The 14991-nt window shown below is 41.2% G+C and carries 14 protein-coding genes; 7 read left to right on the plus strand and 7 right to left on the minus strand.

The features are described 5' to 3' along the window. Nucleotides 1-96: 96 nt before the first annotated feature. Nucleotides 97-1170: a pyridoxal-phosphate dependent enzyme gene (locus Q0C29_RS07175; RefSeq protein ID WP_291999976.1), complete on the plus strand. Its 1074-nt coding sequence runs from the start codon at nucleotides 97-99 to the stop codon at nucleotides 1168-1170. Between the two features lie 58 nt (nucleotides 1171-1228). Here the strand turns inward: Q0C29_RS07175 and Q0C29_RS07180 are convergent, their stop codons facing one another. Both Q0C29_RS07180 and Q0C29_RS07185 read right to left on the minus strand, forming a co-directional pair. Continuing rightward, the gene (locus Q0C29_RS07180) at nucleotides 1229-2035 is read right to left on the minus strand and encodes a protein phosphatase 2C domain-containing protein (RefSeq protein WP_291999977.1); all 807 of its coding nucleotides are present in this window, start codon (nucleotides 2033-2035) and stop codon (nucleotides 1229-1231) included. Between the two features lie 13 nt (nucleotides 2036-2048). Next, nucleotides 2049-2798 carry a VWA domain-containing protein gene (locus Q0C29_RS07185; RefSeq protein WP_291999978.1) on the minus strand — a complete coding sequence of 250 codons (750 nt, stop codon included), beginning with the start codon at nucleotides 2796-2798 and terminating at the stop codon, nucleotides 2049-2051. A gap of 106 nt (nucleotides 2799-2904) precedes the next feature. Here Q0C29_RS07185 and Q0C29_RS07190 point away from each other — a divergent pair, with 106 nt between their 5' ends. Genes Q0C29_RS07190 through Q0C29_RS07205 form a run of 4 tightly spaced genes read left to right on the plus strand, consistent with a single transcriptional unit; the run spans nucleotide 2905 to nucleotide 7302 of the window. After that, nucleotides 2905-5208: a hypothetical protein gene (locus Q0C29_RS07190; RefSeq protein ID WP_291999979.1), complete on the plus strand. Its 2304-nt coding sequence runs from the start codon at nucleotides 2905-2907 to the stop codon at nucleotides 5206-5208. A 33-nt stretch (nucleotides 5209-5241) separates the two neighbouring features. Continuing rightward, nucleotides 5242-6288, plus strand: coding sequence for a hypothetical protein (locus Q0C29_RS07195; RefSeq protein WP_291999980.1), 1047 nt, complete (start codon nucleotides 5242-5244; stop codon nucleotides 6286-6288). Nucleotides 6289-6320: 32 nt separating this feature from the next. Continuing rightward, a complete protein-coding gene (locus Q0C29_RS07200) occupies nucleotides 6321-6572 on the plus strand; it encodes a hypothetical protein (RefSeq protein WP_291999981.1) in 252 nt (83 codons plus the stop codon). 46 nt (nucleotides 6573-6618) lie between these two features. Beyond that, nucleotides 6619-7302, plus strand: coding sequence for a metal-dependent hydrolase (locus Q0C29_RS07205; RefSeq protein WP_291999982.1), 684 nt, complete (start codon nucleotides 6619-6621; stop codon nucleotides 7300-7302). Nucleotides 7303-7346: 44 nt separating this feature from the next. Here Q0C29_RS07205 and Q0C29_RS07210 read toward each other — a convergent pair whose 3' ends face one another. From Q0C29_RS07210 to Q0C29_RS07225, 4 genes are all read right to left on the minus strand, one after another. After that, nucleotides 7347-8285 (minus strand): 2-oxoacid:ferredoxin oxidoreductase subunit beta, encoded by a 939-nt coding sequence (locus tag Q0C29_RS07210; RefSeq protein WP_291999983.1) that lies wholly within the window; start codon nucleotides 8283-8285, stop codon nucleotides 7347-7349. Continuing rightward, complete coding sequence (locus tag Q0C29_RS07215; protein WP_291999984.1) at nucleotides 8272-10170, minus strand: 2-oxoacid:ferredoxin oxidoreductase subunit alpha; 1899 nt, start codon at nucleotides 10168-10170, stop codon at nucleotides 8272-8274. Before Q0C29_RS07215 ends, Q0C29_RS07210 begins: the two co-directional genes overlap by 14 nt. Before the next feature lie 273 nt (nucleotides 10171-10443). Next, nucleotides 10444-10941 carry a hypothetical protein gene (locus Q0C29_RS07220; RefSeq protein WP_291999985.1) on the minus strand — a complete coding sequence of 166 codons (498 nt, stop codon included), beginning with the start codon at nucleotides 10939-10941 and terminating at the stop codon, nucleotides 10444-10446. Nucleotides 10942-10974: 33 nt separating this feature from the next. Then, entirely contained in the window at nucleotides 10975-11262 is a 288-nt protein-coding gene (locus Q0C29_RS07225; protein WP_291999986.1) for a MoaD/ThiS family protein, read from the minus strand. Nucleotides 11263-11363: 101 nt separating this feature from the next. Here Q0C29_RS07225 and Q0C29_RS07230 point away from each other — a divergent pair, with 101 nt between their 5' ends. Then, nucleotides 11364-11942 (plus strand): MGMT family protein, encoded by a 579-nt coding sequence (locus Q0C29_RS07230; RefSeq protein ID WP_291999987.1) that lies wholly within the window; start codon nucleotides 11364-11366, stop codon nucleotides 11940-11942. Here Q0C29_RS07230 and Q0C29_RS07235 read toward each other — a convergent pair. After that, on the minus strand, nucleotides 11923-12702 hold the full coding sequence (locus tag Q0C29_RS07235; protein ID WP_291999988.1) for an SAM-dependent chlorinase/fluorinase: 780 nt from the start codon (nucleotides 12700-12702) through the stop codon (nucleotides 11923-11925). The genes Q0C29_RS07230 and Q0C29_RS07235 overlap by 20 nt on opposite strands. A 108-nt stretch (nucleotides 12703-12810) precedes the next feature. Between Q0C29_RS07235 and Q0C29_RS07240 the strand changes: the two genes are divergently transcribed. Then, the coding region (locus Q0C29_RS07240) for a hypothetical protein (protein WP_291999989.1) at nucleotides 12811-14991 on the plus strand (2181 nt) is incomplete at its 3' end.

A 14991-nucleotide genomic window follows, 5' to 3' on the forward strand; every position in this document is an offset into this window, starting at 1 on the left:
ATTTAAAACTAAGCTTAATACAATGTACCTCAATAATATACTTGAGAGCATTCCTGACCGTGAATTAGTTTTAAAGCTAAAAACCACCCCTTATTCATGGTACTTAACTTAACCAACATGAGTGGGGAGGTAACGTATAAGTGCCCTAAATGCGGCTTCACAACTGAGGCTAATACCTGGCTTATCAAGTGCCCTAGGTGTGGATCACCTTTGGATGTAAGCCATGATTTAAGGAAACCTAGGGAACTTAGTAGGCGTGAATTAGCGAGGATTCTGCCCATTAAGGAGCCGTTAAGCCTTGGTGAGGGTTTAACCCCACTGGTTAGGAGAGGTGATTATTACTTTAAACTTGAGTACCTTAACCCCACTGGTTCATTTAAGGATAGGGGATGGAGCCTTGCCCTATCAGTACTACGTAACGACGTCACTGTGGTTGAGGATTCAAGCGGTAATGCTGGACTATCCCTAGCAGCATACTCTGCGGTTAAGGGGGTTAAGGCTAGGATTTACGTCCCTAAGACGGCCCCTGAGGCTAAGAAGAGGCTTATGAGACTCCTAGGCGCCAACGTTGTTGAGGCGGCAACTAGGGCTGACGCATCATCGCTCGCCATGAGCTTCACAGAGGGGGTTTACGTTGGTCATTCATGGAACCCATTCTTCATACATGGGGTTAAGTTAATAGCCTATGAATTAGCATTAGAATTAGGAAGCATTGATAACGTTGTTGCACCTCTGGGTAACGGTACCTTAACCCTAGGCCTATACTTAGGCTTCAAGGAGGCTGAGGAATTGAAACTAATTAAGGACATGCCTAGAATAATAGCCGTTGAGGCGTCAGGCTACGAGTGGGCCTACAGTATGCTCCACAACACACCCATGGGGGTTAAGGCAACGTTACCTGACGGCATAATAGTACCCCAACCACCTAGGTTAAATCAAATAGTTGATGCCATAAGGGACACTGGGGGTGACGTGGTAGTTGTTGATGATCAGGGGGTTATTGATGGATTAAGGAACAGTATCAGGTTAGGATTCATAATTGAACCCACCAGTGCGGTTGTATTTAAGGCCTTGAAGGAAGTTAAGGCTAATGGAACCACTGTGGCTATCCTAACTGGTTCAGGGTTAAAACTAAGTAATGAACTATATAGATTAATATACGGTGAGTAGTGAATCTTAATGCGTTACTTCATAGTAACTAATAATTGAGGCAAAATTAAGTCCAACTTTAAGTTTGAACGGCTATGGCTAATGTTTTATCATCAGTCATGAAACTATACAAGTCCTCAAGCCTTCTTAAGTAATTAAGAAGCCACAGTCCGTATTCTTCTAAGTTCATATCATTAAGCTTTCTCATTAATGGTATGTAGAATTTTTGATAAGGTTCAAAGATCCATGAATTAGTGCTCTGATCATACTTAGCTTGTAATGAACCCATAATGCCATCACTCATAACCACTAGTGCTGTACAATCAGACTTATTAATACTTAATTCATCAACATTAAGTAATGATGACGTTATTGGTATTGTTTCATTTGGGTTTTCACCTTTCATTATACTTGATATTAACTTAGGTGACTCGCCATTAATAGCAACAACGTATGAGTCCCCAATCCCAATACCGAAACACTCATTATTCCTCATTAATCCTATAGCTAATGTAGTTTCAAAATCCTTGATACTTAGCCTATTCCTATTAGCCTCATTCTTAATAGCTCTGATAACCGCCTTAATAGCATCAATAAGGGTTCCCTCATTACTTGGGTTAACGCTATTAATAGCAACCTTAACTGCTATTGATGCTGCTATATGGCTTAATCTGGCTGATGATAATCCATCTGCAACAGCAAGTATCGCGTAGCCATCACCATAATCCCACTCAGCAACGTAAGCATCATAGTCACCATTAAACGGTATCTCTAAGAAACCATACTTCATTACCCTACTTGAAGTCATGAATCTATCCTGCCTAAGTATGCCGGTTTGCCTATGTTCTAAGCCTATCACTGATGCTGCAGCAATCTTTATAGCCATATTATTACCGCAATTAAACATTAATAACAAAAGGTTGACCAAAATCAACTGGTGGTGCCTGAGTCTGTTGCCCAGGCTTACTGCTGGATGTCTTACTAATAGACTTAGATAACCAAATAGCCATTTTCTGCCAATTTGAGGATACATCATCCATCATTATTGGAGGCGGAGCACCTGTTGGCTTAGAAACAAAGTTAAATAATATTTCTGCACCATTTCTAAGGTCATTACCATGGCCAGTTATTATCATAAAGAAGTTAATTCTTCTATTGGCTATTAAATCCTTAAGTAGACTTATAGCATCATTATAACTACTAGTATAGTTTCCATTATCATCCACACCATCTGTTGGTTCACCATCGGTTAAAACCCAAACCCATGGAACATACGACATTAATCCTTGGCTCTTATAATATTCCCTCCTCTCCCTAGCCTTACTAATCGCCTCCTTAATTGCTTTAAAGAATGGCGTATCACCATTAGGTGTTAATTTACTTGATAAAGCTTCAATATCTAGGCTACTTATTGATGAGAAATCTTGAAGCATATCAACAGTACCACCAAATTTGTAAATCATAACTTCAACACTCCTGCTAGCTTGCTGGTCATTAAGAATCTGCTGTTTAAGAGTACTTAGTGCTTCAATTAAGTTATCAATTCTTCTTTTACCTTCCATCGTTTGGGTAGACATGGAGTAACTAGTATCTAGGACTAGAACTAAGGGTAATTTAGGGACTTGAGGTGAAACCTCAGGTTCACTCATCTTTAAGCCACTGTTAATTTAGACTTCAAGGGCTTTTAAATTTTATTCATACATAAATTATGAGTATGAAGTAAAAATTTAAAATATAAGAATTATAAATAAAAATGTGCTAAATCAAGGTGCTAGATTACTAGTAAATTGGGCACCTTACGCTGATGAGTATATTCCTAACGTAACAATATTTAGTGAATTAGAGCTTGAGAGGGAAATTGGTAGCGGTGGTGAAGCCACAGTCTACAAGGTAAAGGATAATCAACTTGCTGCTAAAATATACCATAACCCTACTGTTGAGCAAGAGGAGAAGATTAAGGCAATGATTAGGAATAGACCTATTGAACCTATTAAAGGTAGGATTAGTCTAGCGTGGCCGCTTGGAATACTAAGAGACTCCAGCGGTAAGTTTATCGGCTATGTAATGTACTTTGTATCAACTGGCGTAACCCTTAATGACCTATTAATACCCGATGATGTCTTATGGCTTATTAAGCTTGTTAATAAGGGTGTTAACATTAATTACGCTATTAAAATTAGAGAGAACCCATACCTATTTAGAATCGGAATAGCGTATAATCTTTTATTAATCGCTAAGTCCATTCACGACGCTGGGCATATAATAGGGGACGTTTCTCCAAACAATGTTTTAATAAATCCAGATGGATCAATAACATGGATTGATACAGACTCTTTCATAATATATGATAAAAAGACGGGAAGGAAATTCACTAATCCGTTTTACACCGAAGATTATGCAGCCCCTGAAGTTGGCATACATATTGATGCGAGAAATAGGGGTATTTCACAGGATTACTTTAGCTTAGGTGTTTTAGCCTTCATGCTGATAATGGATGGGTATCATCCATTTCACGCAACTAGAAGTGATAAGTCAATAGAAGGTTATAGAGGAAATATTGTTGACTGTGTCTCCTATTTCTTAGACTTCAATAGAGATAAGGTTTATGCCATACCCAAGAATGCTCCAAGTATTAGTAGACTCAAAGTACTTGACCCTGAACTTTACAATGCCTTTAGATTAACATTGGCATGCAATGAAAATGATAGGTTAAGGAGCTTTTCTACGCTTATTAAATCATTACATAATGCTTACCAATTATTAAGTAAGTATACTGCCTGTAAGAACCCTAATATACCTAGTATTATAATAAATGACCCTGTTAAATCAGTAGTTGACATTATGAACGCGTTATCACTAAGTGTGTATAACTGTGGTTACCCAAATAGACTTCACTTAGCTTACCCATGGGAATACTTGCTCATAGATGTTATTGCTGAACTTGGTAATGATAGGTTCAAGGTGACTTCAGTTCCAGAAACTGTAAGTCCTAGTGATTTTAGTAAATATGAGAAACAATTGCGAGTGATTTTCCCTAATATTAGCAATACGCAATTAAGAGGTGTGCGACCACAACCGGAATACTCACCATCATTAATGCCTATCCAGCAGTTACCTCAACCAATAATAAAACAACCTCCACCTACTCAACAACCTAAGCCTGTGAAGAGATTTAGATCACCATTAGAGTGGCTATATGGTGATTTGTGGCGGATCTTTTTAACCCTGTATGCATTACTATTCATTACACTCGCAGTATCGTATGCCCTCCATTATTCACTAATGTTTCTGACATCACTATCATTAATACTGATTAATCTATTAATCTTATCGCTCATTAGTAGACTAAAAGGATGGGAGAATGTAGTAGGTATGTTACTAACCATAGGTATACCATTAAGTATAGGATTATTTACATGGGGGTCATGGAAATGGCTAGTTGCGTCCATCGGTTTTTGGAATATTGTACTTATGCTTATATTTTTAGGCCTAATATTTTCTGCTTTTTTAGCATTAATACCAAGTAGTAATCAGGGAAGTGATGCCTTCTCCAATTTCCTTGGCTACTTTATTTTCATGTATTGGCCATTAATTGGAGTATCTTACGTTGAGTGGTACTTTCTTATTAAATATGTATCAATTGTTTTTATAAGTTTATACTTAGTTATTACTATATTGTCTTATGATATATTATTTAGATTATTGAAGACATTTTACTTTAAAAGAATTAAAATCAGTATGATTGCAATATACCTTATATCTATGTTATCCGCATCTTTAGTAGCGATGGTAGTAATTTATGCAATAACTATGATGCCGCATAGTAGTCTATTAATTAGGTTAACATTATTGCCTGCTTTAGCAATAACGGCACTTCTATTACCCTTTGTACCATTGAATCCGCTTAGGTTCTCTATGCTAATAATATCAGCATATACAGGGTATATAATCAGTACTATTGTTCATTTACCTTTAATAATAATCATATATATAAATTACATGTTATATATTACTATAGCTATTATGCTGAGTATAGAAATTACTAAGTATATTCGGTGAAAAACTTAAATACCTAGAGTTTTTCATTAAAATATGAGTTCGAAAGCATTAAGTTTAGGCACATTAATTAGTATAATTATTGGCTTAGTAATAGGTGGTTTCTTAGGTATAATGGTTGGTGGCACTATACTGGCAGTAACAACTACTAGTAGCGTTACCACTACTTTAACATCAACCAGTACTACTACCTCGGTAACCACAGAGACAGTTACAACATTTAGTTACTTAACAAGCACTACAATAACCACAATAACCACAACATCCACGGTATTTACTTATACTACTGGCTTAAAGGGAATTGAAGCTATAAGCTTTAATGGTCAGAACCAATACTTCCAGACACCATCTTTTCAAATATCTGGTGGTGCTGCAAACTTATTTAATTATATTGCAATAAGCAAGGGTTCAATTACAGTAGTGACTTGGGTTTACTTAAATGCTGGTGACTGGGGGCCTATATTGGGTTTTGCTAGTGGGCAACCAACATCGTTAATTCCTCCAGGATCATATACTCCATGGCTTTATATATCTAGTAATGGTATAGTTTACGCAGCTGATGTTGTACCATCATGTATACTTGGTGTGTGCGCTGGGGGATCAATGTATTATGTTGATTCTTCAACTCCCATTAGTACTGGATGGCATATGCTTACAATCGAGGAAGGACATTCTTCTGGTAATACGTACTATATAAGACTATATATTGATAATGAATTCATTGGCGCATCATCAATATCAGGTACTCCTCAATTATTTGACTCAATACAATATGGTTATATTGGTGTTGCATATGCAGTAAATACGCCCCCCTCCCCTTGGCCTGATAGCTGGTATGGGTGGCATTATTTTAACGGATATATAGCTGAGATTATTATTTATCCTTTTGCACTTTCTCAGCCTCAGGTAAATGAATTATTTAATGCAGGTGTAGGTAATCCACCGGTAAGGGGCTATGTAGGACTTTACCTAGTTTCAAGTTATGATTCCGTATCTGCAGTATGGCATGACTTAAGTGGTAATCACTATGACTTAACCGCATACTATAGCCCAAGTGTTGTTACATTACCAACTCCTCCGTAAAACTTAAATATTTTCTTGGAGAATTAAGGAGTATGTCGAATCAATCATTAATTCCGCTTATTGGAGTTTTAATAGGCTTAATTGCAGGTGTTCTTGTAGGTGCAGTAGCTGGAAGGGCCTTGTTGGTAAAGACAACTACAACAACATTATCGTCAACATATACGTTAACATATACCTCCACATCTACAACCACCGTTACAACAACTGTTTACTCAACAGTAACAGTAACATCAACATATACATCAACTGTAACCACAACAACTACAGTTACGCAAGGTAGCTAAGATCTTGGAATTAACTTTTTAAGAGTAAGCCTAATGCTCTAGAATCATGGGTTACTTGAAGTGGCTTGGGCATGCGGCCTTTGAAGTGGAGTTAATGGGTAAGAGAATACTCATTGACCCATGGATATCGAACCCTAATTCACCGGTAACCTTGAGTGAGCTGAGTAAAGTAGACTTCATATTAGTTACCCATGACCACTCAGACCACTTAGGTGAAACTGTTCAAATAGCTAATAAGACCAACGCCACCGTTGTATCAATATTTGAACTCGCCGTTTACTTGGCTGAGAAGGAGGGGGTTAAGAACACTATAGGCATGAATATTGGTGGACCCGTTAAATTAACGAATGAGATAGAGGTTTACATGACCCCTGCACTACATAGTTCAACCCACGGTTCCCCAGCAGGCTTCATTGTGAAGTCACCTGAGGCTGTCATTTACCATGCTGGCGACACGGGTTTATTCAGTGACATGGAATTGATAGGGAGATTATATAAGCCTGACTTGGCTCTACTACCCATAGGTGGCTACTTCACGATGAGTCCACGTGAGGCTGCGTATGCAGTATCCCTAATAAACCCAAGGGCAGTGGTGCCAATGCACTATAACACCTTCCCTCAGATTAGGCAGGACCCTGAGGAGTTCAAGAATCTTGCAGAGTCCCTTGCTCCTCATGTTAAGGTTTACGTAATGAAGCCTGGGGATGTACTTAACCTACCTATTAAGTGAAAAATAAGGCCACTTTTAACTCAAAGTGGTTGAAGAAACTTGGTTTAAACAACCCTCCTCTTCTCAAGTATGTTATCTATTAATGTCACTGAGTAGCCTTCCTTCTCAATAATCTGCTTGGCTGGTGGTAGTTCAAGGTAATTACTTATTCTTGACAGCATCCTCTCCTCATATATGGGGACGAGTTCATTCTTATAGAATATGCCTACAGGTATCCTATCACCCCATTCACTCGCCTTCTCCATGGCCATCAGCTTCTTCTCATTAGCCTCCTTCTCACTGTGCACTACTGGGTCCCATTTTTCGTTTTCTAGTTTGTATATTCTTTTGTCGTACCATTCTTTTGTGTTTATGTCGTTGTATGTTGGGCATGGTTGTAGGACGTCTACTAGTGCTGTTCCCTTATGCCTTATTGCCTCCTTTATTACCTCCTTTAAGTGCCTAGTGTCGTATGCGTATGCCCTAGCCACGAAGGTGTAGCCGCTTGCTAGGGCTAGGACTATTGGGTTAACCGCATCCTTAATATTAGGCTTAGGCAAGGCCTTAGTCTTAACATTCCTAGGCAAAGTAGGTGAAGCCTGACCCTTAGTTAAACCATAAACACCATTATCATGAAGAATAATGGTTAAATCAACATTATACCTACCAGCACTAACAAAATGACCAACACCAATACCAAGCAAATCACCATCACCACCATTAACAACAACCTCAAGGCTTGGGTCAGCAAGCTTAATGCCCATTGCGTAGGGAATAGCCCTACCGTGGAGTGTGTGGACACCGTTAACGTTCAGGAAGTCAGGCATCCTGCTTGAGCAACCTATCCCGGAGACCACTACGATTCTCCTAGGGTCAAGGCCAAGTTCAGCAAAGGCCTGAGTCTCAGCAGCCAAAATACCAAAATTACCACAACCAGGACACCAATCAACCCACTTCTTACCCCTATACTCCTGCGGGCTCAGTGAGACCTTAAGCACCGCCATTTAGGACCACCCTCTTCTCATTTGTGCTTAGTATGTGTTTAATAGCCCACTTAACCTCAGTCCTAGTTATTGGTCTTCCATTCCACTTAAGCACGTAGTGTGTTGGTTCAATACCTGTGTGAAGCTTCATTAATTGAGCCGCCTGGGCAGTGTAGTTGGCTTCAAGGTTAATAATCATCTTCTTACCCTCAAGTAGCCTCCTAATGAGGTTCCTTGGGTATGGGTTGAACATCCTCACTTGAATAACCTGCACATTAATACCCTCACTCTTCAATTCCTGTAATGCATCCACAGCTGGACCCTTCGGTGAACCCCACGTGACCACTGCAATGTCTGATTCATCACCGTAAACCTTAAGCCTCTGCTCCTCTGGTATCTCCCTATCAGCGGTCTCAAGCTTCCTAAGCCTCTTCTCATACATCCTAATCCTGTTCTCACTCTCCTCAGTTATTATACCGTATTCATTGTGTTCATCACCACTGTAGTGCATTATGGCGTAGCCTAATGGAACCCTCGGTGATATGCCATCGTCAGTGAACTCAAACCTCTTATAATCATTAACCTCCTTAAACATTAACTTACCCCTATCAATAATCTTCTTATTCCTGTAATCTAACTCCTCCTCATCAATTATTGAGTATGAGTTAGCGAGGAACTTATCAACAAGGTGTATTACGGGGGTTTGGTAGCGTTCAGCTAGGTTAAGCGCCCATATTGCATCCCAGAAGGCCTCCGTGTGATCCCCCGATGCTATGACTATCCTTGGGAATTCACCGTGGCTAACATTAACGGCGAATAGTAAGTCGGCCTGCTGGCCCCTGGTTGGCATTCCAGTGGATGGGGCACCCCTCATGTAGTATGTTATAACCACTGGAGCCTCATTCATGCCGGCCCAGCCAATGCCCTCAGCCATCAGTGAGAACCCTGGTCCAGATGTTGCTGTTGCTGCCCTAACCCCCGTTAAGGCTGCGCCGATAGCCATGTTGACTGCCGACAACTCATCCTCGGACTGAAATACAAGCACGCCTGCCTTACGTAGTTCCTTAGTTTCAGGGTCAATAACGTCAACGACCTCGTTATCCTCAATGAACATGCTTTCATCAGCGGCAGGGGTTATTGGGTAGTAGGTCTGCACCCTTAGGCCACCGGCAATTTTACCTATCGCCACTGCTGTGTTACCGTCTAATTGAACCCTATGCCCCTTAACCGGTATTTCAGCAAGGTTGTAGGCTGGTTGAACAAGGTCATAGCTCTTCTCTGAAGCCCTCTCATTCATCCTAACGTAGAGTTCATTCTTGAAGAAGACCCTTAAGGCTGCCCTTAGGTAATCCAGCTTAATACCAAGTAACCTCAATGATACTGCTGAGGCTATTAGGTTCCTAGTTCTCTCAACAACTGAGACAGGTAACTTAAGCTCACTGGCAACTTCACTTATTATTTTACCGTAATCAACTGGAATAACCTTAACGCCCCTGCTGGCTGCGTAGTTTAACGCATCCTTTATTGTTGTACCGTAGCCGCTTGAAGTCAGTATCTTCTCAATCTTCTCAGCCCTCTCCGGTTCCATGCTTTGCACTGCACTTACCTTAGTGCCCTCAAGGGTCTTATCGTATATTATGTAGTCCTTAACCTCAGTGAAGTGTTGGAAAACTGTCTCAGCATCAAAAGTAGCCAGTATGTTTACCTCATCGGATAGGCTATTCATCTTAACATCACTTATAGTTAAGTTAAAGTAACTGTGCCTACCCTTAATGTTAGAGTGGTACTCCCTATTACCATAAATGTAGTATCCGGCCCTTGCTACAGCATTACCGAATATGCTTGCAGACGTATCGACGCCACTTCCCTGAGCCCCACCTATCATCCACGTTAATTTAACCGTCATAAACCTCACCTATATAATTCCCTTGATATTTTTAAATCTTTCTAAGTAAATTACTTGACTAACATCAATGTATTTTGCATAAAAGCCAATAATGAAATAGATGCAGTTAAAGATAATTCATGGACCAATGTAGTTTGTTTCTTTGTCTATGTTAAATATTACTTAGATTCTTGAATATTGCCTTAAGCACATCATTCAGTCTTGGCATAGATCATCAAACTCAGGGCCGTCTGGGTTCATCACACGAGGTTAAGCTACAGCTGGCTTAAACGCTTAACTATCGTTAGTCATTAGGCGCCTCACCCTAACCCTCCCCATAACCATCCTAATAACCTCACCCCTACTGCAACCACTCCCACTAACCCTACTGACTGAGCCAATGAAGAAGTCACCGGGGGGTGGGGTAGCCTTAACCTCCCTCCCAATTGATAGGGCGGCTATAGTTATGATTCTCTTACCCAAAGGGTTACTGATCCTCTTAGCCTCATTAATCTGGGTTGTGCACTGCACGTAAAGCATAGCCTCAACGTTAGCGTCCCTAGCTATTGAAACACCATCACTAGTGTTCCTGTGGGCCAGGTAAAGGTAGTAGAGTAAATCATGCATGGGGGGTGATGTTGAACCATCGATTACTATGAAAACGTCAGCACTTGCACTATTTAAGAGCCTACCTAGGTTCTCCTCATTAAGCGGTTCCTCAAGTAGTACGGTGTAGGCGATGAATTGCCCTTCCTCACCATTACCTAACTTAAGCCTAATCGGCTCAATCATTGTAGCTGATAGTTACTACTTAGGCTTAATAAACTAACCCCCGTGTATGTAGGATAGGAAGAGGATTACGTCACCATTATTTAACCTAGTGTTAAGCCCGTTAAGTAACCTAACGTCAGTATCATTAATGGCCACGTAAACGCCTGGCCAAAGGTCGTCGTCCTCAATAAGTCTCCTCCTTAATTTCGGATTAACTTCAGCTAATCGCCTCAGGAGTTCCCTAAGCGTGGAGCCGCATTTTAAATCCACATCAATGGATTCTGAACCAGCGAACGACACTAGTACGCCGGCGAACTTAACCTTAACCCTACATTCCTCCACCATTGCCATACGCCATAACTATTTATAAACCATACCTGGGAGTAATTACCGTAGTATTATCATGAGTAACGGTTTTTAAGATTTTAAAATTGAATTAAGCCGTGAAAAATGCTGAACTACTGTGGAGGCTGGGTAAGAGTGACCTGGGTTTATTAGTTCACAGGGACTTCAGGGGCTTGGTTGATAAGACGATTATTGTTAGGATTAGTTCAATCCTACGGAAGCTCAATAACGTTAACATTACTGATTACGTGGAGCCTGATTCACTATCAGTGGTTAGGATGGCTAAGATACCTAACGGTAACCTAGGCCTAGTTATGTTAGCCATGTTAGCCATACCAAGGGGCTTCGTAGCATCCTACAGTGACTTAGCTGAGCTCCTCAACATGACTCCACGCCTAATTGGCCTATTCGCCTCAAGGAACCCAATGCCAGTGTTGGTTCCATGCCATAGGGTTGTTAATAGGGATGGTACTATAGGTGGGTATAGCGCGTGGCATAATGATGGTAGGGGGATTAAGGCCCTACTTTTATCAATGGAGAACGTGAATGTTAACGGTATGAAGATCAGTAAGGATCATTTCATTGATGCGAGTGAACTTAAGGATAACTTCTACAGAATATACAATTACTACCATTCAATAATCAGTAAGTATGATTCTAGCGAGCAATCTGAATGACATCACCCTCACTTAACCCATACTCACTGGAGAAGCTTCCCCCATTCACGGCTAATTCTAGGAAACCCATACTGTTGAATAATGCTAAGGCCTCCCCCCTGTTAACGTAACCATAGGACTTACTTATCCTCACCCTAATCCCCCTACCTTTAGCATTAACAGTAATTGAGTCCCCGTAATTCAAGTTAAACATACCCCTCCTAACGCTAGTGTAGACATTACCGAACTTATCCACGTAGATTACTTGAGCCTCAATTACCCCATTCCTCTCAATAGGCTTAGGCATAGTTAACTTAACGTAATCACTTATCAACGGCCCATAATCCTTAAAATCCACTAAACCCAAGTATGCCGCAGCAGGCGCGAACACATCCCTACCATGGAATGTTGACGACACTTCACTTAACATAACCCTCCTATTACTTATCTCCCTAACCTCCACCACCCCATCATCCTCAGCAGCCATTGTTAAGACACCGTTGTCTGGGCCAATGAAGTAGTAGTTCCTGCTCATTACTGCAATAGCCCTCCTATTAGTCCCAACGCCAGGGTCAACGACAACCACATGAATACTACCCCTTGGGAAGTACCTGTAGGTTGCCCAGAGTATGAAGGCTGCCTTAAGGATGTTGAATGACGGTACATCATGAGTCACATCAACAATGGTGACGTTAGGGTCAATGCTTAGGATAACCCCCTTCATTGATGCTACGAAGTAATCCCCATTACCGAAATCAGTTAATAACGTTATTACACGCATACCCGTACTTCAATGACCCCTTTTTAAACTAACCCAAGTAGGGTAACCTCAACTTCAACGTGACCCTACGTAATCATCATTAACTTCACCATTAAGTGAACGCAACAAGTGGAGGCTGTTGAGGAAACAATAATACTAATTGCATCAATAGTGGCGGTTACCCTAATACTAACCTACACAACAGTAAGCTACAGTAACTACTCCCACTACCTAATTTCACATGAGGAGTTAGCCAACATAGTGTTTGAGGCCTACGGCTTCACCATAGGTAACTCAACAATAATCACGCTCGGTAACCTAGGCAGGGTTAACGCGTACGTAGAAAGCATGTACGCCTTAACCAACAGTTCAGGTAAGAAAATAAGCCTAAACTCAATTTTAGAGTACTTAACGTACACAACACTTAATTTCAGTAAACCAATTATAATTAACAATAGGCTACTCCTGGAGCCAGGACACGTGATAATAATCATCATTAATGGCCACTACAGCGGCATCTCAGTTAAAGCATGCCCAACACAGGAATCCAACACGTGTAATTGGGTAACGTTAAGGTGGATCATTACTGAATACGAAACCAGCAATAAAAGCGAGGCGCAGACACTTGGGGGTAAGGAAGGTTCAGTAACCATAGTAGTCACTAATGATTCACTGAGTATCCCATGGAGCGTCAGTGTTAATGTTAATGGTCCAGGCGGCTACTCCTACCAGAGAAGTGGAAGTGAGGATTACACTTGGGTTCAATATCTGACAAACAGCCTACAGTACATTAATAGTTCAATAAGTTTAACAAACTACCTACTTAAGTTGGGGAACTCGTTAATCTACAGGATCAACGGCAACTACTACGAGTGCATAGCTGAACCAAGCTCCTACAGTAATGTTAAGAGTGGCTCGATAATATTCACAATCAACTGTAAGACAATTAACAATCTGCTTAATTGGGCAGTGTTCCTAAACGGTGAGGCTACCGGTAGTTTAACCATCAGTGACCCATTCACCTACACCCTAAACCAAGGATGGAACACTGGCTTAATCAACGCCAGCAGCCTCAACGCCCAACTAACCCTAACCCTCAAGGACTGCTACTATATTATTGGGTACTGGAATACAATCTACTGTCCAGTCAGCCTAAACGGTACAATGGGCTACTGGGTGGTTAACCAGTTTGGGCAAGGCTCATTCACCCTCACTGCTAGACAAGGCTCAACAACACCAGCATCCTCACAGTCAATGAGTATTAGCTGGACTGGCCTCAAGCACCTCCTCTATGTTATCCTAACCCCAGGCTTCAGTCAATCACCCTACTATAGTAACCTAGTCATTACTAATGATAGCCTAGGAGCCAAATGGATCCTCACTGCTCAACCATGGGGTATTCAATTGGCTAACGGGAGTGGGGACTACCAAGGCGTCTTGAGTCTGCCTGGTAATCCAGTTAACTTAACCATTAGCCCCCTGATTCAGACGGTTAATGTTAATGGTGTTGACTACACCTGCTTCTGGAAGCCCACTAGCCAATTAGCCTATAATACTAGCACAGTCACCTTCACTTCCTCCTGCCTTAAGGGTGATTACGCTCTAGTCATTATTAATGTTAATGACCCTAACTCCTACCAATACACCCTATCACTGTATTACGAGTGGAGCATATTCGTTGGCACTTGGGTTACCCAATGGGACTACTACTGGGGCACTAGTGGTAACATATCCTACACTTACGAGGTTTTAATACCAATTAACGGCTATGAGTGGGAGTTAAACGTTGGGACACAGAAGGGTGCTACGGCGAGTGTTAGTGGGAACCCTAACCCATGGTGGCCTCAGGCTGGTGGAGTATACGTATTCAATGTGAATGTTCAAAAGGCATCAAGCACGACTACTACTGGCCCACCACCCACTGATATTAAAGTCAATGTGGTTAATTATGGTGCCACAACCAGCTGGACTGTAACATGGCAATTATATAATGGTTACGGCCAACCAGAGGGTAGTGGGAGCCAGTCAGGGAGTGGGAGTAGTACATTCTACATTAGTGACTATATTTGGCTTGCCACTGTTTCAATCAGTGTAACCAACCCATCATGCACCGTATCCCCAACCCAGTACACTAATGTTCAACCTGGATCCAGTATATCATTCACTATAAAGTGCCCAACAAGCACTACAACAACAATCCCACCACCCACTAGTACCACAACTAGCACAAGCACTACACCAACTACGACTACCACGAGTACTACGCCAACTAGCACGCCAACTAGTACCCCACCACCAACTAGCCCAACA

Source organism: Caldivirga sp. (genome assembly GCF_023256255.1).
Lineage (GTDB): Archaea > Thermoproteota > Thermoprotei > Thermoproteales > Thermocladiaceae > Caldivirga.